The sequence below is a fragment of the Devosia aurantiaca genome (genome assembly GCF_011058215.1).
GTDB lineage: Bacteria > Pseudomonadota > Alphaproteobacteria > Rhizobiales > Devosiaceae > Devosia > Devosia aurantiaca.
Genome location: NZ_JAALFG010000001.1, coordinates 1,203,241 through 1,227,982 on the forward strand (window position 1 = coordinate 1,203,241; position 24,742 = coordinate 1,227,982).

The following is a 24,742-nucleotide window of genomic DNA, read 5'->3' on the forward strand; positions in this document are numbered from 1 at the left end:
AACGCGGTTAATTTACATAAAATGCGGCCGATCTCGCGTCTTGTATGGAAGACGTTGAAAGGCGGGATCGAACGTGGCAAAACCCCGCCATGACCCAGCCAAGGCACCTCCATCCCGATCTTCTCTTCCCGGCCGCCGAGCCCGCCCGCTCCAACGCGCGCGCCCTCTATCCGCTGGTCAAGGATCTCCCGATCGTCAGTCCGCACGGCCATACCGACCCGGCCTGGTTCGCGCAGAATGGCCGCTTCGCCAGTCCCACGGCCCTGTTCCTGACGCCGGACCACTACGTACTGCGCATGCTCAAGAGCCGCGGCATTTCCTACGACGCGCTGGGCATTCCGCGCAAAGATGGCCAGCCGGTCGAGGCCGACGGCCGCAAGGCCTGGCAGCTCTTTGCCGACAACTATCACCTCTTCGCAGGCACACCGTCCAAGACCTGGATCGACCACTCCCTCCATGCTGTTTTCGGCATCACCGAAGAGTTGAGCAGCGCCACAGCCGGCAGCATCTACGACCAGATCGACCGCCAGCTCGGCACGCCCGCTCTCCTCCCGCGCACCATCCTCGACCGCTTCAATGTCGAGGTCATCGCCACCACCGAGTTTGCCCTCGATCCTCTGACCCAGCATCAGGCGATGGAAGCCGATGGCTATATTGGTCGCGTCCGCACCACCTATCGCCCCGATGACGTCACTGACCCCAGCCGCGCCGCCATCGCCGAAAACCTTCAAAAGTTCGGCGAACTGACCGGCGAAGACACCGCCACCTGGGCCGGCCTCATCAACGCCCATCGCAACCGCCGCGAATATTTCTGCCGCTTCGGCGCCGTCGCCACCGATCATGGCGTGCCCACCGCCATGACTGCCGATCTACCACTGGTGGAAAAGCAGGCGCTGCTCGACAAGATTCTCGCCGGCCGACTCGACGCCGGGGACGCCGAACTCTTCCGTGCCCAGATGATGACGGAAATGGCGCTGCTCTCGGTTGAAGACGGCATGGTCATGCAGCTTCATGCCGGCTCCCGCCGCAACACCGATCCGCTGTTGATGCGTGAACGCGGCACCGATCTAGGCGCCGACATACCCGGCCCCACCGATTATGTCGGCGGCCTCCGCGCGCTTCTTTCCCGCTGCGGCAATGAGCCCAATCTTCGCCTCATCATGTTCGTCCTCGACGAAACCACCTATGCCCGCGAGCTCGCCCCCATGGCCGGCTATTGGCCATCGCTGCTCATCGGCCCGCCCTGGTGGTTCCACGACTCGCCCCAAGGCATTCGCCGCTATCTCGACCAGGTCGTCGAAAGCGCCGGCTTCTACAACCTCGCCGGCTTCAACGACGACACCCGCGCGCTCCTCTCCGTCCCCGCCCGCCACGACGTCTGGCGCCGCGAAGTCTGCCATTTCCTGGGCACATGGATCGCCGAAAACCGCATTAGCAAATCTTCAGCCGAAGACATCGCCATCCACCTCAGCTACCAAGCCGCCAAGGACGCCTACAAGATCGCCTGACGTTTTGAGACCTCACACCAACGGCGTTCACCTTCCCCCTTGAGGGGAAGGCAAGCGTAGCTTAGCCGCTAGGCTTAGCGTAGCTCGGAAGGGGGTGCGGGCGCCTCGGCAAACGCGTTCCCATTCGTCCATCACCATCTCTCGTCCCCAGTCGAATCCACATCCTGATTCTGCTACAAAACCCCCATGAATCAGTCTCCCGTCGAAACGGCGCTTAGCCGCGCCATGATCCGCTGGTCGCTGACCAAGTCCACGCCGGTGGCCGAAACGCCGCGCAGCTGGATTTTCCGGGTGGAGCAGAACGGCCGAAACTTCGCGGCTCTCAAGATCATCAAGGCCGTCGCTTCGGTGGAAGAGGGCAGGGGCTCTCGCCTGCTGCAGTGGTACGAAGGCAATGGCGCAGCCACGGTTTTCGACAGCCACAATGACACCATTTTCATGGAATGGCTCGACGGCGGCACCCTGGGCGATCCGGTCCGGGCCGGCCATGATGACGAAGGCACCATAGCCATCGCCACCATCGTCGCCAGCCTCCACCGCCAGCGCGCCGCTGCCCCCGACAATCTCGAAAACCTGCGCGATCGCTTCGCTGCGCTTTTCGCCAGCGAGGCCCGCGCCTGGCCTCACACCGCCCGCGACCTCTACGCGCGCGCCTCCGGCATTGCGCTGAAACTCTTCGACCGCCCCAGCGCGCAGATCCCGCTGCATGGCGACCTGCATCACGACAACATCTTGTCCTCCGATCGTGGCTGGCTCGCCATCGATCCCAAGGGCGTTTTCGGCGATCCGGCCTACGAGATCGCCCCGGTCTTCATCAATCCCGAGCGCGCCACGGTGATCGCCGCCGATCCGCGCCGCATCGCCACGCGTGCCGACATCCTGGCGCAGCGCCTCGGCTATTCGCGCAAGCGCATGCTTGGCTGGGCCTGTGCCCATGCAGCGCTCTCCGCCGCCTGGGATCTGGCCGAGGGCAAGGCCATCACCACCCAGCTCGCCTGCCTCCCCAATCTCCTTGCCGCCTATGACCAGGCCTGAGCCATGACCAAGCTGACCCGCCGTGCCGTCCTCCTGTTCGGCAGCGCCGCCGTGCTCTCCGCCTGCGCCAGCACCGCCCCGATCACGCCGCGTCCCGCTTCGGCATCGAATTCCGATCGACCCGAGGATCTGACGCGCGACCAGATCGTCGCCGCCATCAACGCCACCCGCCGCAAGCATGGCGCTGCACCCTGGAGCTACAATCCGGCTCTCGAAACCGCCGCCCGCTCGCAAGCCAGCCTCATGGCAAGCCAGGACAAGCTCAGCCATAATCTCGGCACGACACTGCGCCAGCGCGTCAGCGCCGCCGGTTACCAGACCGCCGTCGGCGAAAACGTCGCCAAGGGCTACCAGACCCTGCCGGCCACCATCGACGGCTGGCTCGCCTCTAGCGGCCACCGCGCTACGCTCTTGTCCCCCAAATTCGTCGAATTCGGCCTCGCCTTCGCCCGCACGGGCTCCGGCAAGCTCTACTGGGCGCTGATTGCGGGTGGCCCCTTCGAGGCTTGGTACGGCTAACGCTCGGAAGAGGGTGTCCTCGCGAACACCAGCACCGTCTCCAAGTTCCCATCCCCGCCGGCAATCGGCGACACCACCGTCGCCTTGAGCCCGAACCCATGCGCCTCGACGAACCGAACCACTTCGGCCATCGCCCGCGCACTGGCCTCGTCGTCCCGAACCACGCCGCCTGACCCGACAAAGTCCCGCCCCACCTCGAACTGCGGCTTGAACAGCACCACGGCTTGCGCCTCCGGCCCACAAAGTCCTAACGGCGCGGCAAGAACCTTGGTCACCGACACAAAGCTCACATCGGAAACAAGGAGGTCCACCACATCCGGGATCGTCTCGCGCCCGAGCTCCCGCGCATTGGTACCCTCGAGGCTGACCACCCGCGCATCGGCCCGCAAGCTCGCATGCAACTGGTCATGGCCCACATCCACGGCATAAACCCGCCTTGCCCTGCGCTCGAGCAAAACTTGGGTAAAGCCACCCGTGGACGACCCTACATCGAGGCAAACCTTAGCCTCGACCGCGACACCACCCGCCTCGAGCCCCGCAATCAGCTTCAGCGCCGCACGTGACACATATCCAGACGCCGGATCGCTGATCGCGATCACGTCCCCATCGCCCACCATCTGGTTGGGCTTCTTCGCCGCTTCGCCATTTACCGTCACGGTGCCGCGCAAGATCGCGTCGCGAGCCCGCGCCCGGCTCGGCATCAGCCCGCGCTGCTCCAGCATCAAATCGAGTCGGATGCGGCTCAACCGCGAACCAGCCGCTCGATCTTGGCCAGCGCCGTGTCGCTGGCTTCCTCATAGGCGATCGTGCCCTCGAAGCGCCCATCGTCGCCGATGAGAAAGGTCAGCGCCGTGTGGTCGACCGTATAATAGTCGGTGTCGACATCGCTGGCCTTCTCCGAAAACACCCCGAATGCCGCCTTGGCCTTGGCTGTCTCGTCCGGCGTTCCCACCAGCCCGATCACGCTCGGATCAAAGCCTTCCACATAGGTTTTGACCATCTCGGCCGTGTCCCGCTCGGGATCCACCGTGACGAAGATGATGCGCAGGTCTTCTTCGCTCAGCCCCAGCTGATTGCGCCAGGCAGTGGTCTCCGCCAGCGTCGTCGGACAGACTTCGGGGCAGTGCGTATAGCCGAAGAACACTAGGCTCGGCGTTCCGGCGAGTGAGGCCTGCGTGAACTCACCGCCCTTGGTCGAGGCCAAGGCAAATTCCTGCCCCGTCACGCCCAGCGGCCGCTGCGGTGGCCGAAACACAAACAACGCCGTCGCCCCGATCGCCGCCACGGCCACCAGCACCCAGAGCACGGTCCGGAAGTTTCGCAAGGTTTTGTTGCTGGTCATGATCGTTCCTCAGCCACCAGACGAACTCCTCCCCCTTCTGATGGGGCTTCGCCCCCGTTCCGTAGGACAAATCGCTCCAGTGGAACGATTTGAGGGTAGAAGGCCATGAGAGCTATGCTCGAATGGCCGGGTGGGGGTCTCTTGATTACTGAGCGTCCAGCGGCTCGGTTCCGATCGCCTTGCCCTCGCGGCTGAGAGTGATCTTTTCGATCCGCGCTTCCGCGGTCTTGAGCAGCATTTCGCAATGCGCCTTCAGCGCCTCGCCGCGCTCATAGATCGCAATCGATTCCGCCAAGGGCGCGCGCCCGCTTTCGAGCTTCTGCACGATGCCCTCGAGCTGTTCCAGCGCCGCCTCGAAGCTCAGCGTTTTCACGTCGTCATGTGCAGTGTCGGCCATCAAAAACCCCGTCTAAAATTCAGCCATTGAGCAGCGTCAACACGTGCTGGCGCACGCCGCCGCTCAGGCCCTTGAGGTCATAACCACCTTCGAGCAGCGACACAATGCGATTGGAACAGCGCCGCCCGGCCACCTCCATCAGCTTGCCCGTCACCCAGGCAAAGTCGGCATCGATCCATTCCAACTGCGCCAGCGGATCGCGTTCATGCGCGTCGAAGCCAGCGGAAAGCAGCAGCAGATCGGGTGCAAAATTTTCCAGCGCCGGCAGGATCTGCTCGCGATAGGCCTCGCGCATCGCCTCGCCACCGGAATGGGGCGCCAGCGCCGCATTGACGATGTTGCCGACGCCCGTTTCGCTTGGATGCCCGGTGCCGGGGTAAAGCGGCAATTGGTGGCTCGACGCGTAAAAGACGCTGGGATCGTCCTTGAAGATGTCCTGCGTGCCATTGCCGTGATGAACGTCGAAATCGACGATCGCCACCCGCTCGGCCCCATATTTGCGCTGCGCTTCCCCGCGCCACCACCGCCACTGTGTTGATCAGGCAAAAGCCCATCGGTGTCGAAATCTCGGCGTGATGTCCCGGCGGCCGGATGGCGCAGAAGGCATTCTCGGCCTCGCCCAGCAGCACCGCATCGAGCCCGGCAAGCGCCCCGCCCAGGCCCGTCGCCACCACATCGAGCGATCCGCCCGAGATGAACGTGTCGGCATCGATCTGCCCGATGCCCTCTGCCGGTCGGGCCGTTCGCAAGCGGCCGAGATAGCCCGCATCATGCACCAGCTCTGCCAGGGTAATGTCGCCGTAAGGCGCCACGCGCCGCAAGAGCTTCCCGAACTCTGGTACCTGTAGCGTCTCGTCCACAGCGCGAATGCGATCCGCCCGCTCGGGATGCCCCTGCGGCGTTTGGTGATCGGCAAAATTGGGCTGGCTGACCAGAAGCGTCGTCACATGCGCTCTCCCGCAAGGTCCGCTCTCGTCTTGACGCGCAGGAGAGCTGTTGTCAAACCACGTTCATGAACGCCCCAGATGCCCAAGCGATCCAGCAAGCCGCCGCCCGCCTCCGCGCCGGCGCACTCGTCGCCTTTCCGACCGAAACGGTCTACGGCCTCGGCGCCGACGCCACCAATGCCGATGCGGTGCTGTCGATCTACGAAACCAAGGGCCGGCCGCGCTTCAATCCGTTGATCGTCCACGTCGCCGATCTCGCCATGGCCGAAACGCTGGGCAACTTCCCGCCGCTGGCGCGCCAACTGGCCGAAAAGTTCTGGCCCGGCCCGCTGAGCCTTGTGGTTCCCCTGCGCCCGGATCATGGCTTGGCTGACGTTGCCACGGCAGGGCTCGACACCGTCGCCCTGCGCGTCCCCGATCATCCCGTGGCGCTCGAGCTTCTCCGCGCCACCGCGCGCCCGCTCGCCGCGCCCTCCGCCAATCCCTCCGGCAAGCTCTCGCCCACCACGGCCGAACAGGTCCGCCGCGGTTTTGACGGCAAGGTCGAGGTGCTTAATGGCGGTCCCTGCACGGCGGGCGTCGAATCGACCATCCTTGCCGTCGACGGCAACCGCCTGATCCAGCTCCGCGCCGGCGCCCTGCCGCGCGAAACGATCGAAGCCCTTATCGGCCTTCCGGTCGAGCAGGCCGCAGAAGGCGCCGAAATCGCCGCGCCCGGCATGCTTCTCAGCCACTACGCCCCCAACGCCCATATGCGCCTGGATGCTATGCCAAATCCCGGCGAGGCCTGGCTGGCCTTCGGCCCTGCGCAAACCCACGACGGCCCAACGCGCAACCTCTCGCCCAGCGCCGACCTCCACCAAGCCGCCCGCAACCTGTTCTCGATGCTGCACGAACTGGACGCAACAGGCGCAGAGATGATCGCCGTCTCGCCCATTCCCGAAACCGGCCTCGGCGAAGCCATCAACGACCGCCTGCGCAGGGCGGCTGCGCCGCGCGTCTAGGCAAATATAACAAGCGCTGCAATCGCCCACAGGTAGACCGCCGTAGCAACCCACGCCATGGTCTCGAGCCTCTTGGCCGTCGGGCGCAGCCAGCCGACCAGCAGCAGTGCCAAAGGCAGGGCAGGGGGAACAGCAAGCGTCATCATGATCGCGACGGGCCAGGCTCGTTCGCCATCGAGCATGCTGCCGGCTGGCAGTCCCCGCAAAAGTTCGGCAACGGGCGCTGCTGCAAGCGAGTAGAAACCGCCCGGCATTCCCAGCAGCGCCATGCCGCCGGCCATCAGGATAGCCGCAATGATGGTTCCCACCACCACGCGGCTCCTCAACATCAATCACGCACCGAATACGGCTTCTGGTCCCGCATAAACCGTGCCAGCGCCTCAAGATCCGCATCGCCGCCGGGCGGCAGCACCACGCGCACATTCACATAAAGATCGCCGTCGCCATAAAGCCCCTTGCCCTTGAGCCGGAGCGCCTTGGACGTATCGACGCCCGGCGGCAGGTTCAGTTCCACCGAGCCATCGAGCGTCGGCACCCGCACCTTGGCGCCGAGCACCGCTTCGTAAAGCGTCACCGCCACATCGGTGCGGATATCCTGCCCGTCGCGGCGGAAAATCTTCGACTTCTCGAACTTGACCGTCACCAGCGCATCGCCCGGCTCCCCGAGGGGTCCGGGAGATCCCTGGCCCTTAAGCCGGATTTGCTGTCCTTCTTCCACCTTTTCGGGCAGCTTGACGTTGAGCACCTTGCCCGTCGGCATCCGCACCGGCACCGAGGCGGCCTTGTGCGCGTCTTCGAGCGACACCGCCACGTTGACGACGATGTCGTCGCCCTTTTGCGCCATCCGCGCGCCAGCCCCGCCACCGGCCGCGCCGGTAAACGGATCCCATTGTGCGCCACCGGCGCCCGGCCGTGCCCCGCCCCGCGGTTGCCCGCCAAAACCGCTCATGAACTCCTTGAGGATGTCCTCGGCCGAAAAGCCGCCCGCTCCGGCGCCGGCACCCGGCCGCGCGCCGCGTTGGCCTCCACCGAAGCCGGCAAAGCGCGGATTGCCGTCGGCGTCGATTTCGCCACGGTCGAATTGCGCCCGCTTTTCGGCGTCGTTCAACAGGTCATAGGCATGCGTCGCCTCGGCGAATTTGCCATGAGCAGACGGGTCATCGGGGTTCTGGTCGGGATGATACTTCTTGGCCAGCTTGCGATAAGCGGACTTGACGTCCTTCTCGCTTGCGGACCGCGACACCCCGAGTACGGTGTAAGGATCGCGCATTCGGTTCCAATCAATGGGTTAGGCGTTGCCGACGCCACTATTCCAGCCCTATATGGCGACGCCCCTTGGCCTTGTCCAGTCGCAGGAAAAATCATCATGCTGCAGACCCTGACGGAGCGCTTGTTCGACGACAGCGATCGGTCCGATCTCGATCCCTTCGCCCTCTTCGAAGAATGGTTCGCTTTGGCCGAGGACAGCGAGCCCAACGATCCTCACGCCATGGCACTGGCAACCGCTGACGAGACCGGCTTGCCGGACGTGCGCATGGTGCTGCTCAACCGGCGCGACGAGCGCGGCTTCTGCTTTTTCACCAATTTCGAAAGCGCCAAGGGCCGCCAGCTCGCCGCCAATCCGCAGGCCGCCATGGTCATGCACTGGAAGTCGCTGCGTCGCCAGATCCGCATGCGCGGCCCGGTGGAAGTCGTGACCGACGCCGAAGCCGACGACTATTTCGCCACCCGCTCGCCGGGCAGCCGCACGGCCTCTGCGACATCGAAGCAATCGCGCCCCCTCGCCAGCCGCCAGAAACTGGTCGAAGAGGTCGAGGCCTTGACCCAAATGGTCGGCGATGCCGGCGCGCCCCGTCCGGCCCACTGGTCCGGCTATCGCATCGTCCCCACCCAGATCGAGTTTTGGAAAGACGGCCAATACCGCCTCCATGACCGCGTCCGCTTCACCCGCGATGGCGACGGCTGGACCAGCACACGGCTTTATCCCTGACCGTTGCCTAAAGGGCAGATGAGGGGTTCTTCACTTCTCCAGCCTAAACTTCCCGCCGAACGAGGATCACGCTTTCCGTGCGGATAGTCATCAGAACATCGAAAATGGCCATCTGGGCGCGCCGGCTGGCGAGCCTGGCGCTGCCGCTTCTGATCCTGCCCGTGATCATGCATCGCGAGCGCCTGCTCGATTCGCCCGCATTCCTCGCCGTCATCCTCTTAGCCGGCGTCGTCGCGGCATTGACCGTCATCGTCTCGGTCATCGCGCTCGTGCGCCTCTGGTACACGGGCGACCAGGGCTGGGGCAGGGCGCTCTCCGGCCTCCTGATCGGCACGCTCTGTCTTTTCCCCTTCGCCTATTACGGCGGCCTGGCGCTCGAATACCCGCCGGTCACCGATATCGCCACCGTCGCCCGTGGCGAACTCCCGCTAGTCTTTGAGCCCGATACGCCCACCATTCCGCCGCCCAGCCTCCTGACCCCAGCCGAGCAGCAGCGGCTTTTCCCCAACGCCACGACCCGCGATTACCCGCTCGATATCATCCAGCTTTTCGCCCTGGTCGATCGCCTGGTCACCGCTCAGGGCTGGGATGTCCGGCAGCGCCGCGAGCCAATCGAACTGGGTGAGATCGGCCGCATCAATGCGCGTATCGTCACCATTCCCGGCTGGCGCGAAGAAGCCGTGCTCCGCGTCACGCCCACAGCCGAAGGCGCCGCCGTCGACATGCGCTCCGCCTCCATCGGCGCGCCGCACGATTTCGGCTCCAACGGCAACCGCATCAGCGATTTCCTGGTCGCCCTCGACAACGAAGTCACCGCATTCCTGCGCGACAACCCCACCATTTCCGGCCCCGTCGTCACCCAGGAAGAAGCCGCCCCCGACGTCGAAACCGGTCCGGCCGAACCGAGTCTTTGAGACCTCATGGTGAGCCTGTCGAACCACGAGGTCGGGCTCACAAATCTTGCCACGACCTCGTCCTTCGACAAGCTCAGGATGAGGTCTACTGGCTAGGACGCGCTCAGCGTCCTTCTCACCGCCTCATCCCACCCCTTAAGCTTGCGCGCCCGTACCTCGTCCGCCATCTCCGGCTCGAACCGCCTGTCCCGCGCCCAGCTCTCGGCGAACTCCGCCATGCCGGGCCAGATGCCCGCCTTCATTCCCGCCAGCCACGCCGCCCCCAGCGCCGTGGTCTCTAGGATCACCGGGCGATCCACCGGCGCGTCCAGCACATCGGCCAGAAACTGCATGGTCCAGTCCGATGCTACCATGCCGCCATCGACCCGCAGCACCGTGTCGCCACTCTCGGTCTTCCAGTCCTTGCGCATGGCCGTCAGCAGGTCGCGCGTCTGGTAGCAAACGGCCTCGAGCGCGGCCTTGGCGATTTCCGCCGGCCCCGAGTTGCGCGTCAGCCCATAAATGGCGCCGCGCGCCTCGGCATCCCACCACGGCGCCCCGAGCCCCACAAAGGCCGGTACCATGTAAACGTTCTGGCTGGGGTCTGCCGACTCTGCCAAGGGTCCGGTTTCGCTGGCATGCTTGACGAGCTTGAGCCCATCGCGGATCCACTGCACGGCAGCCCCAGCAATAAAGATGGCGCCCTCGAGCGCATAAACCGTCTCGCCATCGAGCCGATAGGCGATGGTCGTCAGCAGCCGGTTGTCGCTGCGCACCATGTCCTTGCCCGTATTGAGCAGCGCAAAACACCCTGTGCCATAGGTCGATTTGACCATGCCCGGCTCAAAGCACGCCTGTCCGATCGTTGCTGCATGCTGGTCGCCGGCAACGCCCAGGATCGGGATCGGCGCGCCGAACTCTTCGGTTACGCCGAAATCGTCGGCGCAGTCCTTGACCTCGGGCAAGATCGCCGCCGGTACCTTAAACAGCGCCAGAAGCTCCTCGTCCCAGCGGTTCGCGCCGATGTCGAACAGCAGCGTCCGCCCGGCATTGGTGGCGTCGGTCGCATGCACCTTGCCGCCCGTCAGCCGCCAGATCAGGAAGGCATCCACCGTCCCGAATGCCAACTCCCCCGCTTCGGCCTTCGCCCGCGCACCCTCAACATGGTCCAGCAACCATTTGACCTTGGTGCCGGAGAAATAGGGGTCGAGCAGCAGCCCGGTCTTGCGCGTCACCATCTCCTCGTGGCCATCGCGCTTGAGCTCGGCGCAATAGCTTGCCGTCCGCCGGTCCTGCCACACGATGGCATTGTGGATCGCCTTGCCCGTCGCCCGATCCCAGATGATCGCCGTCTCGCGTTGGTTGGTGATCCCGATGCCGGCCACGTCCCCGGCCCCGATTCCCGCTTCCTCGAGCGCGGTCTTCACCGACCAGACGACGCTTTCCCAGATCTCCTCGGGATCATGCTCCACCCAGCCATCCTGAGGAAAATGCTGCGTGAACTCCCGCTGCCCCACCCCGGCAATCCTGCGCTCCGCATCGAACACGATCGCCCGGCTCGACGTCGTCCCCTGATCGATCGCCAGAATGTATTTTTTCATTTTGCCTCCAAGGCCCCCACCCAACCTCCCCCGTAAGGCGGGGGAGGAGCCACATCTTGCGTGTGGCGAGTTTTCGTTTGCCCACCAGCCGAACTCCTCCCCTTCTTCAGGGGGAGGCGGGGTGGGGGTCTCTACTTTTTGAACCAAGATAAGCCTCAAGCCGCGCCACATCCTCGGCGCCCACCCGCAACCCCTGCTTGGTCCGGCGCCACAAGACGTCCTCCGCCGTCCGCGCCCACTCGACCTCGACCAGATAGATGACCTCTGACGCATAAAGATCGGAGCCGAAATGCTGCCCGAGATCGGCAACGCTCCGCGCATCGCCCAAAATCGCCCGCGCCCGCGTCCCGTAAAGCCGCATCAACCGCTTGAGGAAGCGCTGCTCAAAGCCCGGGTAATCGAGCCCAAGCCGCCGCACTTCGGCGTCGAAGCTTTTCACCCCGAAGTCGCCGCCCGGCAGCGTCCCATCCTTGGTCCAGGCCACGCCCTTCTTGCCCAAGACCTCTTCGATCTTTTCGAGCACCGACTCGGCCAGCCGCCGCGATGTCGTGAGCTTCCCGCCAAAAACGTTGACCACCGCGCCGCTCGCCGCATCGCCCTCGACCTTGAGCACATAGTCGCGCGTCGCTTCCTGCGCCGCCGAGGCTCCATCGTCGAACAGCGGCCGCACGCCCGAATAGGTCCAGACGATGTCGTCGCGCATCACCGGCCGGCGGAAATATTCGCTGGCGCCCTTAAGCAGGTAATCGGTCTCTTCCTCGCTGATCCGCACGTCCTTGGGGTCGCCATGGTAATCGCGATCCGTGGTGCCGATCAGCGTGAAATCCTCCTCATAGGGAATGGCAAAGAAAATGCGCCCGTCGCTGTTCTGGAAGAAATAGCAGCGGTCGTGATCGAAAAGTTTCTTGGTGACGATATGGCTGCCCTGGACCAGCCGCACATTGGCCGGCCCATTCTTGCCCATGACGCCGTTGATGACAGTGTCGACCCATGGCCCCGCCGCATTGACCAGCATGCGCGCCCGCACGCTCTGGCGGCCTTCCACGCCATCGAGTTCCACCGTCCAGCCGCCATCCTCGCGCCGCGCCGACATGACCTTTGTGCGCACATGGATCTGCGCCCCCGGTCGGCGGCGTCGCGCGCATTGAGCACCACGAAACGCGCATCGTTGACCCAGCAGTCCGAATACTCGAAGGCGAGCTTGTAACCCGGCTTGAGCGGCTTGCCCGCCTCGTCCTTGGTCAAGTCCAGCGTCTTGGTCGGCGGCAGGAGGCGCCGTCCGCCCATATAGTCGTACATGGCCAGCCCCGCCCGCAGCACCATGGCCGGGCGCAGCCCCTTGTGATGCGGCAAGACGAACCGCAGCGGCCAGATGATATGCGGCGCCGAAGCCCACAGCACCTCACGTTCGGCCAGCGCTTCATGCACCAGCCGAAACTCGTAATATTCGAGATAGCGCAAGCCGCCATGGACGAGCTTGGTCGCCGCCGAACTCGTGCCGGAGGCGAGATCGTTCATCTCGGCCAAGCCGACCTTGAAGCCGCGGCCCACCGCGTCCCGGGCCACGCTCGCGCCGTTGATCCCACCGCCAATGACGAAAACGTCCAGCATGCCGCGCTCCATATTCAGTCCTGTGTTTATACGCAGAGATCGGGAAAACCAAACACGCAAGGCTTCGTGTTGATCTTCCATACAAGTGCGAGTTGACCCGGCACCGCCAAGCGGCTAGGGCAGGGGTCACCCGTCCCAGGCCCGCGGCTCATGCTGTCCATTCTCGCCGTCATCGCGCCGATCTTCGCCCTCATCTGCCTGGGATATCTGGCGGTACATTTCCGGATGTTCCCGGCGGACGGCATCAGATCGTTGATCGGTTTCGTCAACAATTTCGCCACGCCCTGCCTGCTGTTTTATTCCATCACCACCAGCGATTTCCGCGCCGCTTTCAACATCGGCATCATTGCTCCCTACTATATCGGCGCGATCGTCTGTTTCGTGGTCGGCATCGTCGTCGCCCGCAAGGTGTTCAAAAACCGCCCCGGCGAGAGTGTCTCGGTCGGCTTTTCCGGCACCTTCACCAATACCGTCCTGGTGGGCCTGCCTGTCATGGCGCGTGCCTATGGCGACGGCGCCCTGCCGGTCGTCCTCTCCATTGTTGGTCTTCACGGCGCCATTCTCTTAACCGTCGGCATGGTCACCATGGAGATCGTCCGCCGCGATGGCCAAAGCCTGGGCAAGACGCTGGTCGTCGCCATCCGTCGCGTTATCTCCAATCCCCTGATCTGGGGCATTGCCGCCGGCCTGATCGGCTCGACCATCGGCCTCCAGTTCATCGAACCCGCCGAAGCCTTTTTCATCATGATGAGCAGCGCCGTGGTCCCGGTAGCGCTTTTCGGCATCGGCGGCGCGCTCACCGAATTCAAGCTCAGCGAAAACTGGAAACAGGCCCTTTGCGCCTCGCTGATCAAGCTCCTGATCCATCCCGCCATCGCCTATGCCCTGATGATCTGGGTGCTCCACGTTCCCGTGGAAATCGCCCGCTACGGCATCCTACTCTCGGCCATGCCCGCCGGCATCAATATCTACGTTTTTGCCACCTATTATGACCGCGGCGTCAGCGTCGCCGCCAACACGCTGCTGATCAGCACCGTCATCTCAGCCCTGACGATCACAGGCTGGCTCTACGTGCTGTCGCTTTAGCGGCGCGTTCTATCCGCCCGTCACCAGCGCGCTCTGGCTGATCTCACCCGCTGGCACCGTGCGCAGCGACACGGCTGCCGCTCCATCGAGCCCAACCGCCAGCCGTACATGCCGCTCAGTGGCACAAAGCTGCAATACCGGGTCGAAGCCTATCCAGCCGAGCCGATCGTCGAAGGCTTCGGCCCAGGCATGGAGCCCACCCTCATGCTCGTCATCGCCGACGAGGTATCCGGCGACGAACCGCGCCGGAATGTCGAGGCTGCGCGCCGCGCCGATAAACCAATGCGCCAGGTCCCCGGCCGTCGCCGGTTCCTCGCCCTGTGATTGCAACTGCCCACCATCAGCCTGCATCTGCGTTTGCCGCGCCGTCGAGTGGGACTCGCCGACCAGTGACATTAACCGGTGCAAGATATCGAGCCGATTGCCCTCGATCTCGAAGCCGGCAAGCAGCTCGGCCGGTGCCTCGGTCAGCGGCGTCACCCGCTTGTAGAGCGCCACAACCGGTTCACCCTCCGGCCGTCCCAGCACGCCATGCGTATCCCGCGTCACCACCACGCCGCGCGCCGCAACCGTAACATCGCCCTCGATGCGGGTCTGGTTCACCAGATGCACACCATTGCCATAGGCATCGGTGAAGCGTCCGGCATTGCCGATCCCCTGCGCCTCGACGCTCCAGCTTTCCACCGTCTGCATTGGCCCGGAGCCGGGCGTCAGCAGGAGATGCAGCAGCAATTGCCCGCTGCCGGGCGAAAGAGAAAGGCTCAGATTATGCTCGATCTCGATGCGCATCAGTAAAAGTTATAGCTCTCGGAAAGGGCGTCGGTGACGCGGTTGTTGCGCGCGATGAACTCGGTCAAAAATTCATGCAGACCATGGGCGAAGATCGCGTCCATGTCGGTATTTGCCACCATGTCGACCATGCCCTGCGCCACCTCGTGGCACGCCTCTTTGCGCCCATAAAGCGTCGTCAAGGTATCCATGTTTTGCTGCACGAAGCGCGCACAATAAACCAGCGAGCGCGGCATTTCGGGCCGCAGCATTAGGAAATCGGCAATGTTATGGGCCTTGTAGCGGTCGTGGTAGACATGCCGATAAGCCCGGTGTGCCGAAGCCGCGCGCAGGATCAGCGTCCATTGCTGGATGTCGAGATCCCCACCGACCAGCGTCGCCCGCGGCAACAGCACATAATATTTCATGTCGAGAATGCGCGCCGTATTGTCCGCCCGCTCGACGAAATTGCCCATCTGCAGAAACGAAAACCCGTCATCGCGCAGGATCGTGCCGAGCAGCGCGCCGCGGAACTCATGGCTGCGCTGCTTGACCCACTGCAACAGCTCTAGCAGCTTGGCGCCCCGCACGTCGCGCGGCCTGATCTGGCTATATTCGAGCCAGGCCTCGTTCATGCTCTCCCACATATCGGTGGTGATCGCCGTCCGCACCGACCGCGCATTGGTCCGCGCCGCCATGAGGCACGAGTAGACCGAGTTCGGATTGTCCGGGTCGAACATCATGTAATGGGCGACGGTGTCCACATCGGCCACGTCGTGTTTCTCGGCAAAACCCTCATCGACCTCCGCCGCCTGCATCATCGACACCAGATGCTCGCTCGCCCCACCCTCGCGCCGCGAGGTCAGGCTCATGCGATACCCGACCTCGAGCAGCCGCGCCATATTCTCCGCCCGCTCCACATAGCGGGACAACCAGAACAGGTTCTGCGCTGTGCGTCCAAGCATCCTCATGAGGAGCTACCCCCGCCGAGACCGGTGCTCTTGCGTTCCCTCCCCCTTGTGGGGAGGGTAGTGGCGCTAGCCCCGCAGGGGCGTAGCAAAGCTAGGGTGGGGGGTCGATGTTCGCCCCGCCTCCTTTGGTGGTGGAGACGCAGCAGAACCCCCACCCTCAGTCCCTCCCCACAAGGGGGAGGGAGGCGATGAACATTGGCGCAGGTGAAAATCCAAGAAACTCAATCTTCCAGCACCCACGTATCCTTCGTCCCGCCACCCTGGGACGAATTGACCACCAGCGATCCCTGCTTGAGCGCCACGCGCGTCAGCCCGCCGGGCGTGATCCGCACCTCGTCGCCCACCAGCACATAGGGCCGCAAATCGACATGCCGCGGCGCGACGTCGCCATTGATATGCGTGGGGCAGGTGGAAAGCGCCAAGGTCGGCTGCACGATATAATTGTCCGGCCGCGCCAGAATCTTGCGCTTGAATTCCTCGTGCATCTCCTCGGTCGCCGTCGGCCCCACCATCATGCCGTAGCCGCCCGAGCCGTGAACCTCCTTGACCACGAGATCGGCGATGTTCTCCAGCACCCACTCCCGCTCGTCTTGGTCGGTGCAGTTATAGGTCGGCACATTCTGCAGCAGCGATTTTTCGCCAAGGTAGAATTCGATGATCTCGGGCACATAGGTATAGACCGCCTTGTCGTCGGCGATCCCGGTGCCGGGCGCATTGACCAGCGTCACGTTCCCCGCTCGATAGGCATCGAAAATGCCCGGCACGCCGAGCATGGAATCCGGCCGGAACGTCAGCGGATCGAGATAGTCGTCGTCGATACGGCGATAAACGACATCCACCCGCTCGGGGCCCGTGGTCGTCCGCATATAGACCTTGCCGCCATCGACAAAGAGGTCATGCCCCTCGCAAAGCTGCGCGCCCATCTGGTCGGCAAGGAACGAGTGCTCGAAATAGGCCGAATTGTAGATCCCCGGAGTCAGCACGGCGATCACCGGCGTGCCGCGTGAATTGACCGGTGCCACGCTCTCGAGCGTCCGCCGCAGGTTTTCCGGATAGTTCTCGACCGGCGCGACCTTGCTGCGTTGGAACAGGTCCGGCGCAAGGATCATCATCGCCTCGCGGTCCTCCAGCATATAGCTGACCCCCGACGGCGTCCGCAGATTGTCCTCGAGCACGTAATAGCCATCGGCCCCGACGCGCACGAGGTCGACCCCGATGATATGAGCATAAACGCCCTTGGCCGGCTCCAGCCCCATCATCTGCGGGCAGAAGGCTGCATTGTTGAGGATCAGCTTTTCCGGCACGCGCCCGGCGCGCAAAATTTCCTGCCGGTGGTAGACATCATAAAGGAAAGCGTTGAGCGCCTTGACCCGCTGCTCGATACCCTTCGAAAGCTTGCGCCATTCCTGCGCCGCGATGATGCGGGGGATGACATCGAAGGGGATGACCTTTTCGGTGCCCTCGTCCGAACCATAAACCGCAAAGGTAATGCCCAGCCGACGAAAGATCGCCTCGGCATCGGCCTGCATCAGCCCCAGCGCCTTGTCCGGCTGCTCGCTGAGCCAGCCCGCCAGAGCGCGGTAAGGTTCACGGACCGACCCGTCCGGGTTGTACATTTCGTCAAACGGCGTTGTGTCGCCCATTACGCTCCGCTTTTGTCATACGGCTGTCCCATCGCCTTCATATTGCTACACATTTAAACAACCCCGTCCAGCCTCCGCGCCGAACGGCTTTAGTGCATTCAGCACTTGTGCTGTCGCTTCAGCCCCTTAAGCTCCGCTCCGCAGAGAAGGATGCAGTCATGACCATCGAAATTTTGCAGACCGGCCCGCTGCTCGCATCCTGCGAAAAGGCCCTCGCCGAGCGCTACACGGTGCACAAGCTCCATGAGCAGACCGACAAGGACGCCTGGCTCGCGGAAAACGGCGCCCGTATCCGCGCCCACGCTGGCTCCGGCGTTCAGGCCGACCTCATGGACAAGCTGCCTAATCTTGAGATCATCGCCAGCTTCGGCGTGGGCTACGACAATATCGACACCAAGGCGGCCAAGGCGCGCGACATTCGCGTCACCAACACGCCCGACGTGCTCAACGATGCCGTCGCAGAACTGACCATCGGGCTGATGATCTCGCTTGCGCGCGCCGCATCCCGCAATCGGATCGCTTCGTGCGCGCCGGCAAATGGCCCAACGCCGATTTCGGCCTCTTCTCCGAACTCACCGGCAAAACCGTCGGCATTCTTGGCCTCGGCCGCATCGGCAAGGAAATCGCAACGCGCGCCCAAGCCATGAAGATGCGCGTCGTCTACCATGGCCGGTCCGAACAAAAGTCCGTGCCCTATATTTTCTATGATGACCTCGCCGACATGGCGCGCGACAGCGACTGGCTCGTCGTCATCGCCCCCGGCGGCAAGGGCACCGAAGGCATCGTGTCGCGCCAGGTGCTCGAAGCGCTTGGCCCCGAGGGCCGCATCGTCAACGTCGCCCGCGGCACGCTGATCGACGAGCCCGCCATGGTCGACCTTCTGCAATCCGGCGGTCTCGGCGGCGCCGCCCTCGACGTCTTCGCCGACGAGCCGAAAGTGCCCGAAGCTCTTTTCGCGCTCGAAAACGTCGTCCTCTCGCCCCACCAGGGCAGCGCCACCCACCAGACCCGCGACGCCATGGGCGCGCTGCTCGTCGCCAATCTAGACCGCCATTTCGCCGGCGAACCCCTGATCAGCGCGGTGGTCTGACGCAGCGTGCAGCCAAGCGGGCCCGGCCACGTTCCTCTCGACCCAAAAGTCGAAGGATCTCCCCATGGCCCGCTTTACCGATAAAGTCGTCCTTGTCACCGGTGCCGCGTCCGGCATCGGCCAGAAGACGGCGCAGCGCTTCTCCGAGGAAGGCGCCAGCCTCGTCATCGTCGACATCAAGGACCTCACCGAAACCGAGCAAAGCCTCAAGGGTCCCGTCCTCGCCCACAAGGCCGACGTCTCCGACTCCGACGCCGTCGACGCCATGATCGAAGCCGCCGTCGCCCGCTTCGGTCGCCTCGACGTGCTCGTCAACAATGCCGGCGTTTATACGGGCGGCGATCCGGCTAAGATCAGCAACGACGACTGGCGCAAGGTCATCGCCACCGATCTCGACGGCGTCTTTTATGGCTGCCGCGCCGCCATCCCGCACCTTGAAAAGGTCAAGGGCTGCATCGTCAACACGGCGTCCGTTTCCGGCACCGGCGGCGATTGGAACACCTTGCCCTATAACGCGGCCAAGGGTGGCGTCGTCAACTTCACCCGCGCCCTCGCCATGGACCTGGGCAAGCGCCAGATCCGCGTCAATGCCGTCTGCCCCAGCCTCACCCGCACGCCGATGACCGAAGACGCCTTCGAGGATGAGGAAGCACTCCAGCAATTCTACGATCGCATCCCGCTCGGCCGGCACTGCGAACCCGAGGAAGTCGCCGCAGTCATCGCCTTCCTTGCGAGCGATGACGCCAGCTTCATTACCGGCGCCATGATTGCCGTCGATGGCGGCGTCAGCGCCTCAAATGGCCAGCCGCCGCAATAAACCCAGCGCCCATGTGCGGCACAAGCGATATGCGATGGGCGCGATTCCCATCGCAGCGCAAACCGGTTAGCGTGCCGCCCGATTTGGAATTCTTGGAGCAATGTCTATGACTGAATGGTGGCGCGGCGGCGTAATCTACCAGGTCTATCCGCGATCCTTTCAGGACAGCAATGGCGATGGCATCGGCGATCTAGCCGGCATCATCGATCGCCTCGATCATATTGCCAGCCTGGGCGTCGATTGCATCTGGCTTTCGCCCATCACCAAGTCTCCGATGGCGGACATGGGTTATGACGTTTCCGACTATATGCAGGTCGATCCCCTCTTCGGCTCCCTGCGCGATTTTGACGTCCTCATCGACCGCGCCCATGCCCTGGGCATAAAGGTCATCATGGATCAGGTGGTGAGCCACACCTCCGATCAACATCCCTGGTTCGCCGAATCCTGCTTCTCACGCACCAATTCCAAGGCCGATTGGTATGTCTGGGCCGATGCCAACCCCGACGGCACCCCGCCGACCAATTGGCTCTCCGTCTTCGGCGGCTCCGCCTGGGAATGGCACACTTCGCGCAAGCAGTATTACCTCCACAATTTCCTGACCTCGCAGCCCGATCTCAACTTCCACAACCCCAAGGTTCAGGAAGCGGTGCTCGAAATCATGCGCTTCTGGCTCGATCGCGGCGTCGACGGCTTTCGCCTCGATACCGTCAACTATTACTTCCATGACGCCGAACTGCGCTCCAATCCGCCGCTCGTCGCGCTCAACGGCCAGCCGGCGATCAATCCCTACGACATGCAGAGCCACAAATATTCCAAGAGCCAGCCCGAAAATCTCGACTGGCTGCGCCGTGTTCGCGCGCTGCTCAACGAATATCCCGGCACCACCACGGTCGGCGAAGTCGGCGACGACGAACGCGGCGTCGAGCTCATGCGCCAATACACGTCCGGCACCGACCTTTTGCACATGTGCTATTCCTTCGATTTCCTGGGGCCCAAATTCACCGCCGCCCACTTCCGCGGCAAGGTCTCGACCTTCTTTGCGGAAGATTCCGATGGCTGGCCGTGCTGGAGCTTTTCCAACCACGATGTTGTCCGCCACATGACCCGCTGGGCGCCGCACAGCGTCTCGCCGCGCGATCTCTCGCGCCAGGCTGTGACGCTGATCACGACCCTCAAGGGTTCGGTCGGCCTTTACCAGGGCGAAGAGCTTGGCCTGCCTGAGGCCGACATCCTTTACGAAGAGCTGACCGACCCGCGCGGCAAGCGCTTCTGGCCCGAAGACAAGGGCCGTGATGGCTGCCGCACGCCCATGCCTTGGGAACACCACATGAATCATGCCGGCTTTACCACCGGCACGCCCTGGCTTCCGGTCAAGCACGCCGCGGCGGCGCTCTGCGTTGAAACACAAAACGCGGACTCAACGTCTACCCTAAACTTTTACCGGCAAATCCTCGCCTGGCGAAAGTCGCACCCGGCTCTGGTCACCGGCGACATCGCCTTCTTCGACACCGACGAACCCGTCCTCGCCTACCGCCGCACCGCCGGCAACAAAGACCTCATCTGCGTCTTCAACCTCTCCGCCGAAGAACGCACGGTTGCGCTCAACGACATCGAGCTTGCCCTGGAACCGGTCAGCCACAACGCCACCCTCGACCGCTCGAGCCTCATCCTCGGCCCCAACGCCGCCGCCATCCTCCCAGCCCCCGCTGGCGAAGGCAGGGTCGCGTACACAGCCTAACGGCTCCTGCGTATCCTCCCCCTCCTCAAGGGGGAGGATAGAGAAGCTAGGCCAAAGGCCGTAGCGGAACTAAGGTGGGGGTAGCCGCTCCCGTCGCCGCACCCACCACACCACGGCGGGTATCGCAAAGCTCAGCATCAGCAGCCGGATCACATGGTGGGCCGCGATGAACGCCGTGTCATAGCCCAGCGCGATGCCGAGCGCCCCCATGCCTTCGAGCGCCCCCGGCGACAGGCCAAGCCAGAGCTGGCCGAACGGCATGTCCACCACCTGCGCCACGCCGACCGTCACGATCGTGACGATGGCTACGGTCATGGCCGTCGCGATCAGCCCGCCCTTGGCCGCCGCTATGAACTCCGATCGCGTAATGCCGACGAAGCGCGAGCCGATCATCGCGCCGGTCAAAACGAAGGTGATGATCACCAGCGGCCCCGGCATGGATTCGGTATAAAGCCCGCCGAGCTTTGCCGCGGTCGCCGCGGCCATCGCCCCCAGCACCATGCCGGCCGGCACCCTTATCCACTTGAACACCAGCCCCGCCGCGATGCATCCGGCCGCCAGCAACACCAGCTGTACCGGGCTCAGGAAAGCGGTCGCCACCGGCGGCTCGAAATGGTCGATCGGCAGAAACACCGCCCCGATTGGCACCGCAATAGTGAGCATCAGGATGCGGATCACCTGGATGATGACGATCTGCCGCGCATTGCCGACCCCGCTCGCCGCGATCCCCATCACAAACGACAGGTGCCCGGGAAACGAGCTGAGATAAGCCGTGCCCGGATCGAGCTTGAACACCTTGCTCAGCATCCAGCCGGTCGTGGCGATGATAATTACGAGTTCCAGCGCCAAAGCCGAGGCTGATCGGCCAGCTGGCAAGAAGCGTCAAGCTATCGGGCGCAACGCTCGCCCCCATCGACATGCCGATCAGGACGAAGGTCACTTCGCGCAACGGCCAGGGCAGGGTCACCGGCGCCCCCATCATGGCCGCCACCGTCACTGCCAATGCCCCACCCATCAACCACCCGGCCGGCAGGCCGAGAAGAGTCGCCACGCCGCCACCGGCAGCCGAAATCGCAATGGTCAGGAAAACCGCAACGAGCGTGCGGGGCGAGGGGAGGGAAAACATCGAAGCCATGGGAGCCTCTTACGCCCCTCCGCCGCGATCGAACAGGCACCAACCCAGCAATGCCCCATGCGTAAGAGAGTACCTGCACGACCCGACCCCTTCCGGGCTGCGCTAAGCCTGTCGGCTAAGCTCCGCTTGCCTTCCCCTCAAGGGCGAAGGTGGGGCATCCAGTTTGTTGCACTATCTTGCCCAACCACCGCACCGACCCTCCCCCTCAGAGGGGAGGAGTAGCGCCGCTAGGTCAGAAGGACCTTAGCAGAGCTAGGGAGGGGGTGCCTTACCTTAGGGGTAGTGCCCGTTCCACCAGCCTGACCCAATAGCTCACCCCCACCGGGATCGCCTCGTCGTTGAAATCATACGTATCCGTATGCAGCTCCGACGTCGGGCCATTGCCGATAAAAATATAGGCGCCCGGCCTCTCGTTGAGCATGAAGGAAAAATCCTCCCCGCCCATCGACGGCGCCGCATCGTCATCGACATTGCTTGCGCCGACCACATCGCGCGCCACGTCCGCCGCAAACGCCGTCTGCTCCGGCGAATTGACCGTCACCGGATAACCGCGTGCATAGCGGATCGACGCCTTGGCCCCAAAGCTTTGGGCAAACTGCGGCACGAACTCGCCAAGCCGTGCCTCGATGAAATCCTGCACCGCGCCATCGAGCGTGCGCACTGTGCCCGTGATCTTGGCCGTGCGCGATATGACATTGTCTGCCTCGCCCGCTTCCACCATGGTGACGCTGAGCACGGCACTTTCCAGCGGATCGAGATTGCGCGAGACGATCGTTTGCAAGGCCGTCACCAGCTGCGCCGAAACGATGATCGGGTCCACCGTCGTCTGCGGCCGCGCCGCATGTCCGCCGACACCCTCGACGTCGATATAAAAACGATCCGTCGCCGCCATGATGCCGCCGGCTCGTATCCCGAATTGTCCGACCGGAATGCCGGGCCAATTGTGCATGCCATAGAACTCGTCGATGCCGAAGCGCTCGACCAGCCCGTCCTGCAGCATCACCTTGCCGCCGCCGCCGCCTTCTTCGGCCGGCTGGAACACCAGTACGACCTTGCCATCGAAGTTGCGCGTTTCGCTCAGATACTTGGCTGCGCCCAAAAGCATTGCCGTATGCCCGTCATGCCCGCAGGCATGCATCTTGCCCGGATTGACCGAAGCATAGTCGGCGCCCGACTTTTCCGTCATCGGCAATGCGTCCATGTCGGCCCGCAGCGCAATGGTGCGCCCACCGGCGCCGCCCCTTCCGTTGATGATCCCGACCACCCCGGTCCGTCCGACGCCGGTCACCACCTCGTCGCAGCCGAATGCCCGAAGCTTCTCCGCCACCACGCCGGCGGTCCGATGCACGTCGAACAGCACCTCCGGATGCCGATGCAAATCCTGCCGCCACTCGGCGACCTCGGCTTGAAACTCGGCGACGCGGTTAAGAACAGGCATAAATCAAACCAACTGGACAAAGACACGCCAATGTCTCTGTCCCTAGCTCGCACGTCAACCACCGGGTCGACCTTCCCCTTTGAGGGGAAGGCAAGCCAAGCTTAGCCGCCAGGCTTAGAGCAGCTCGGAAGGGGGTGTCGGCGCTTCCACGAACACGCCGTTCCAATATTTCCGCCCCAGCCGCACCCTTTTTCCCCCTCGCTCCCTTGCCCCACCCACCCCTTTTTGCGATGGAAGCCCCAACTTCGTGGAGCAGCTCATGAAAATCCTCGTCGCGGTCAAGCGCGTGGTCGATCACAACGTCCGCATCCGCGTCCGCCCCGATGGCACCGGCGTCGAGACCACCGGCGTTCGCATGTCGATGAACCCTTTCTGCAAGCACGCGGTGGAAGCCGCGGTCCAGCTCGCTGAAAAGGGTCAGGCCGACGAAATCGTCGTCGTGTCCATCGGTCCGAAGGCCTCCAACGACGTGATCCTCACCGCCCTCGCCATGGGCGCCCATCGCGGCATCCTGGTGGAGACCGATCAGCCGCTCGAAACCCTCGCCATCGCCAAGCTCCTGGCCAAGGTCGTGGCCGAAGAACAGCCCGACCTTGTGCTTCTCGGCAAGCAGGCGGTCGACGATGATAGCAACCATGTCGGCCAGATGCTCGCCGCCTTGACCGATCGCCCCCAGGCCACTTTTGCTTCCGAGATCAAGCTCGGCGGCACCGAGCTCGAGGTGACCCGCGAAGTCGATTACGGCCGCGAGACCATTGCCCTGCCGCTCCCCGCCATCGTCACCTCTGACCTTCGCCTCAATACGCCGCGCAACGCTGCCCTCCCCATGGTGATGAAGGCGCGCTCCAAGCCGCTCGCCGTTCGTCCTGTCGCAGAGTTCGGCGTCGACCTTTCCCCGCGTCTGACCGTCGAAAAGATATCCCCGCCAGCTGAGCGTCTCGCCGGCAAGACCGTTGGCTCGGTCTCCGACCTTGCTGGCGTCATCGCCACGGTCGTCAACGAGATGGAGGCGATCTGATGAGCGTCCTGGTCCTCGCCGAACTCGACAACCAGAAACTGTCGCCCGCCACCGCCCGCATCACTGCCGCTGCGGCCCAGCTCGGGCCGGTCGATTTGCTAGTCACCAGTCCCGAAGCTGCAACGGCGGCTGCTGCCATCGCCGGCATTAGCAAGGTGCTGGTCGTAAAGTTAACCCTCCGTTAGCGGATG

The 24,742-nt window shown here is 63.9% G+C and carries 21 protein-coding genes and 4 pseudogenes; 12 read left to right on the forward strand and 13 right to left on the reverse strand.

What is annotated here, in order from left to right:
* Window positions 1-89: 89 nt before the first annotated feature.
* From uxaC to G5575_RS06190, 3 genes are all read left to right on the forward strand, one after another.
* Window positions 90-1,508, forward strand: coding sequence for a glucuronate isomerase (uxaC, locus tag G5575_RS06180; RefSeq protein WP_164533511.1), 1,419 nt, complete (start codon window positions 90-92; stop codon window positions 1,506-1,508).
* 186 nt (window positions 1,509-1,694) lie between these two features.
* Window positions 1,695-2,543, forward strand: coding sequence for an aminoglycoside phosphotransferase family protein (locus tag G5575_RS06185; RefSeq protein WP_164533512.1), 849 nt, complete (start codon window positions 1,695-1,697; stop codon window positions 2,541-2,543).
* A gap of 3 nt (window positions 2,544-2,546) precedes the next feature.
* The gene (locus G5575_RS06190; RefSeq protein ID WP_164533513.1) at window positions 2,547-3,062 is read left to right on the forward strand and encodes a CAP domain-containing protein; all 516 of its coding nucleotides are present in this window, start codon (window positions 2,547-2,549) and stop codon (window positions 3,060-3,062) included.
* Here G5575_RS06190 and G5575_RS06195 read toward each other — a convergent pair.
* From G5575_RS06195 to G5575_RS06210, 4 genes and pseudogenes are all read right to left on the reverse strand, one after another.
* Complete coding sequence (locus G5575_RS06195) at window positions 3,059-3,784, reverse strand: TlyA family RNA methyltransferase (protein WP_164533759.1); 726 nt, start codon at window positions 3,782-3,784, stop codon at window positions 3,059-3,061. The two genes, G5575_RS06190 and G5575_RS06195, sit on opposite strands and share 4 nt — an antisense overlap.
* A gap of 20 nt (window positions 3,785-3,804) precedes the next feature.
* Complete coding sequence (locus G5575_RS06200; protein ID WP_164533514.1) at window positions 3,805-4,404, reverse strand: SCO family protein; 600 nt, start codon at window positions 4,402-4,404, stop codon at window positions 3,805-3,807.
* A gap of 145 nt (window positions 4,405-4,549) precedes the next feature.
* A complete protein-coding gene (locus G5575_RS06205; RefSeq protein ID WP_164533515.1) occupies window positions 4,550-4,801 on the reverse strand; it encodes an exodeoxyribonuclease VII small subunit in 252 nt (83 codons plus the stop codon).
* Window positions 4,802-4,820: 19 nt separating this feature from the next.
* Window positions 4,821-5,748, reverse strand: a pseudogene (locus tag G5575_RS06210) (histone deacetylase family protein).
* A gap of 65 nt (window positions 5,749-5,813) precedes the next feature.
* Between G5575_RS06210 and G5575_RS06215 the strand changes: the two are divergent.
* Window positions 5,814-6,752 (forward strand): L-threonylcarbamoyladenylate synthase, encoded by a 939-nt coding sequence (locus G5575_RS06215; RefSeq protein WP_164533516.1) that lies wholly within the window; start codon window positions 5,814-5,816, stop codon window positions 6,750-6,752.
* Here the strand turns inward: G5575_RS06215 and G5575_RS06220 are convergent.
* Window positions 6,749-7,063, reverse strand: coding sequence for a hypothetical protein (locus G5575_RS06220; RefSeq protein ID WP_164533517.1), 315 nt, complete (start codon window positions 7,061-7,063; stop codon window positions 6,749-6,751). The genes G5575_RS06215 and G5575_RS06220 overlap by 4 nt on opposite strands.
* 17 nt (window positions 7,064-7,080) lie before the next feature.
* Window positions 7,081-8,022, reverse strand: coding sequence for a DnaJ C-terminal domain-containing protein (locus G5575_RS06225; RefSeq protein ID WP_164533518.1), 942 nt, complete (start codon window positions 8,020-8,022; stop codon window positions 7,081-7,083).
* A gap of 96 nt (window positions 8,023-8,118) precedes the next feature.
* Between G5575_RS06225 and pdxH the strand changes: the two genes are divergently transcribed.
* Together pdxH and G5575_RS06235 are read left to right on the forward strand one after the other, a co-directional pair.
* On the forward strand, window positions 8,119-8,742 hold the full coding sequence (gene pdxH, locus G5575_RS06230) for a pyridoxamine 5'-phosphate oxidase (RefSeq protein WP_164533519.1): 624 nt from the start codon (window positions 8,119-8,121) through the stop codon (window positions 8,740-8,742).
* A gap of 104 nt (window positions 8,743-8,846) precedes the next feature.
* Window positions 8,847-9,656 (forward strand): DUF1499 domain-containing protein, encoded by an 810-nt coding sequence (locus tag G5575_RS06235; RefSeq protein ID WP_164533520.1) that lies wholly within the window; start codon window positions 8,847-8,849, stop codon window positions 9,654-9,656.
* 92 nt (window positions 9,657-9,748) lie between these two features.
* Here the strand turns inward: G5575_RS06235 and glpK are convergent, their stop codons facing one another.
* The gene (glpK, locus tag G5575_RS06240; protein WP_164533521.1) at window positions 9,749-11,236 is read right to left on the reverse strand and encodes a glycerol kinase GlpK; all 1,488 of its coding nucleotides are present in this window, start codon (window positions 11,234-11,236) and stop codon (window positions 9,749-9,751) included.
* A gap of 106 nt (window positions 11,237-11,342) precedes the next feature.
* Window positions 11,343-12,859: pseudogene (gene glpD / locus G5575_RS06245) on the reverse strand (glycerol-3-phosphate dehydrogenase).
* A 138-nt stretch (window positions 12,860-12,997) separates the two neighbouring features.
* Here glpD and G5575_RS06250 point away from each other — a divergent pair.
* Window positions 12,998-13,933: an AEC family transporter gene (locus G5575_RS06250; RefSeq protein WP_164533522.1), complete on the forward strand. Its 936-nt coding sequence runs from the start codon at window positions 12,998-13,000 to the stop codon at window positions 13,931-13,933.
* 9 nt (window positions 13,934-13,942) lie between these two features.
* On the opposite strand, the gene G5575_RS06255 is transcribed toward G5575_RS06250, so the two are convergent.
* From G5575_RS06255 to G5575_RS06265, 3 genes are all read right to left on the reverse strand, one after another.
* Window positions 13,943-14,722: a transglutaminase domain-containing protein gene (locus tag G5575_RS06255; protein WP_164533523.1), complete on the reverse strand. Its 780-nt coding sequence runs from the start codon at window positions 14,720-14,722 to the stop codon at window positions 13,943-13,945.
* On the reverse strand, window positions 14,722-15,672 hold the full coding sequence (locus G5575_RS06260; protein WP_235935620.1) for an alpha-E domain-containing protein: 951 nt from the start codon (window positions 15,670-15,672) through the stop codon (window positions 14,722-14,724). Before G5575_RS06260 ends, G5575_RS06255 begins: the two co-directional genes overlap by 1 nt.
* Window positions 15,673-15,893: 221 nt before the next feature.
* Entirely contained in the window at window positions 15,894-17,315 is a 1,422-nt protein-coding gene (locus tag G5575_RS06265) for a circularly permuted type 2 ATP-grasp protein (RefSeq protein ID WP_164533524.1), read from the reverse strand.
* A gap of 158 nt (window positions 17,316-17,473) precedes the next feature.
* Between G5575_RS06265 and G5575_RS22140 the strand changes: the two are divergent.
* From G5575_RS22140 to G5575_RS06280, 3 genes and pseudogenes are all read left to right on the forward strand, one after another.
* Window positions 17,474-18,405: pseudogene (locus G5575_RS22140) on the forward strand (2-hydroxyacid dehydrogenase).
* 64 nt (window positions 18,406-18,469) lie between these two features.
* Complete coding sequence (locus tag G5575_RS06275; RefSeq protein ID WP_164533525.1) at window positions 18,470-19,222, forward strand: SDR family NAD(P)-dependent oxidoreductase; 753 nt, start codon at window positions 18,470-18,472, stop codon at window positions 19,220-19,222.
* Window positions 19,223-19,328: 106 nt separating this feature from the next.
* On the forward strand, window positions 19,329-20,960 hold the full coding sequence (locus G5575_RS06280) for an alpha-glucosidase (RefSeq protein ID WP_164533526.1): 1,632 nt from the start codon (window positions 19,329-19,331) through the stop codon (window positions 20,958-20,960).
* A 69-nt stretch (window positions 20,961-21,029) separates the two neighbouring features.
* Here the strand turns inward: G5575_RS06280 and G5575_RS06285 are convergent.
* A pseudogene (locus G5575_RS06285) lies at window positions 21,030-22,095 on the reverse strand (AbrB family transcriptional regulator).
* 268 nt (window positions 22,096-22,363) lie between these two features.
* A complete protein-coding gene (locus tag G5575_RS06295) occupies window positions 22,364-23,533 on the reverse strand; it encodes a M20 aminoacylase family protein (protein WP_164533528.1) in 1,170 nt (389 codons plus the stop codon).
* Window positions 23,534-23,792: 259 nt separating this feature from the next.
* On the opposite strand from G5575_RS06295, the gene G5575_RS06300 reads away from it, so the two are divergent.
* Together G5575_RS06300 and G5575_RS20120 are read left to right on the forward strand one after the other, a co-directional pair.
* The gene (locus tag G5575_RS06300) at window positions 23,793-24,551 is read left to right on the forward strand and encodes an electron transfer flavoprotein subunit beta/FixA family protein (RefSeq protein ID WP_164533529.1); all 759 of its coding nucleotides are present in this window, start codon (window positions 23,793-23,795) and stop codon (window positions 24,549-24,551) included.
* Complete coding sequence (locus G5575_RS20120) at window positions 24,551-24,736, forward strand: hypothetical protein (protein WP_235935622.1); 186 nt, start codon at window positions 24,551-24,553, stop codon at window positions 24,734-24,736. The genes G5575_RS06300 and G5575_RS20120 overlap by 1 nt, the downstream gene beginning before the upstream one ends.
* Window positions 24,737-24,742: the final 6 nt, after the last annotated feature.

What these genes read in the sequence shown, in the direction of transcription:
- uxaC (WP_164533511.1), top strand. Translation starts at nt 90, where the DNA reads ATGACCCAGCCAAGGCACCTCCATCCCGATCTTCTCTTCCCGGCCGCC.
- G5575_RS06185 (WP_164533512.1), top strand. Translation starts at nt 1,695, where the DNA reads ATGAATCAGTCTCCCGTCGAAACGGCGCTTAGCCGCGCCATGATCCGC.
- G5575_RS06190 (WP_164533513.1), top strand. Translation starts at nt 2,547, where the DNA reads ATGACCAAGCTGACCCGCCGTGCCGTCCTCCTGTTCGGCAGCGCCGCC.
- G5575_RS06195 (WP_164533759.1), bottom strand. Translation starts at nt 3,784, where the DNA reads ATGCTGGAGCAGCGCGGGCTGATGCCGAGCCGGGCGCGGGCTCGCGAC.
- G5575_RS06200 (WP_164533514.1), bottom strand. Translation starts at nt 4,404, where the DNA reads ATGACCAGCAACAAAACCTTGCGAAACTTCCGGACCGTGCTCTGGGTG.
- G5575_RS06205 (WP_164533515.1), bottom strand. Translation starts at nt 4,801, where the DNA reads ATGGCCGACACTGCACATGACGACGTGAAAACGCTGAGCTTCGAGGCG.
- G5575_RS06215 (WP_164533516.1), top strand. Translation starts at nt 5,814, where the DNA reads ATGAACGCCCCAGATGCCCAAGCGATCCAGCAAGCCGCCGCCCGCCTC.
- G5575_RS06225 (WP_164533518.1), bottom strand. Translation starts at nt 8,022, where the DNA reads ATGCGCGATCCTTACACCGTACTCGGGGTGTCGCGGTCCGCAAGCGAG.
- pdxH (WP_164533519.1), top strand. Translation starts at nt 8,119, where the DNA reads ATGCTGCAGACCCTGACGGAGCGCTTGTTCGACGACAGCGATCGGTCC.
- G5575_RS06235 (WP_164533520.1), top strand. Translation starts at nt 8,847, where the DNA reads ATGGCCATCTGGGCGCGCCGGCTGGCGAGCCTGGCGCTGCCGCTTCTG.
- glpK (WP_164533521.1), bottom strand. Translation starts at nt 11,236, where the DNA reads ATGAAAAAATACATTCTGGCGATCGATCAGGGGACGACGTCGAGCCGG.
- G5575_RS06250 (WP_164533522.1), top strand. Translation starts at nt 12,998, where the DNA reads ATGCTGTCCATTCTCGCCGTCATCGCGCCGATCTTCGCCCTCATCTGC.
- G5575_RS06255 (WP_164533523.1), bottom strand. Translation starts at nt 14,722, where the DNA reads ATGCGCATCGAGATCGAGCATAATCTGAGCCTTTCTCTTTCGCCCGGC.
- G5575_RS06260 (WP_235935620.1), bottom strand. Translation starts at nt 15,672, where the DNA reads ATGAGGATGCTTGGACGCACAGCGCAGAACCTGTTCTGGTTGTCCCGC.
- G5575_RS06265 (WP_164533524.1), bottom strand. Translation starts at nt 17,315, where the DNA reads ATGGGCGACACAACGCCGTTTGACGAAATGTACAACCCGGACGGGTCG.
- G5575_RS06275 (WP_164533525.1), top strand. Translation starts at nt 18,470, where the DNA reads ATGGCCCGCTTTACCGATAAAGTCGTCCTTGTCACCGGTGCCGCGTCC.
- G5575_RS06280 (WP_164533526.1), top strand. Translation starts at nt 19,329, where the DNA reads ATGACTGAATGGTGGCGCGGCGGCGTAATCTACCAGGTCTATCCGCGA.
- G5575_RS06295 (WP_164533528.1), bottom strand. Translation starts at nt 23,533, where the DNA reads ATGCCTGTTCTTAACCGCGTCGCCGAGTTTCAAGCCGAGGTCGCCGAG.
- G5575_RS06300 (WP_164533529.1), top strand. Translation starts at nt 23,793, where the DNA reads ATGAAAATCCTCGTCGCGGTCAAGCGCGTGGTCGATCACAACGTCCGC.
- G5575_RS20120 (WP_235935622.1), top strand. Translation starts at nt 24,551, where the DNA reads ATGAGCGTCCTGGTCCTCGCCGAACTCGACAACCAGAAACTGTCGCCC.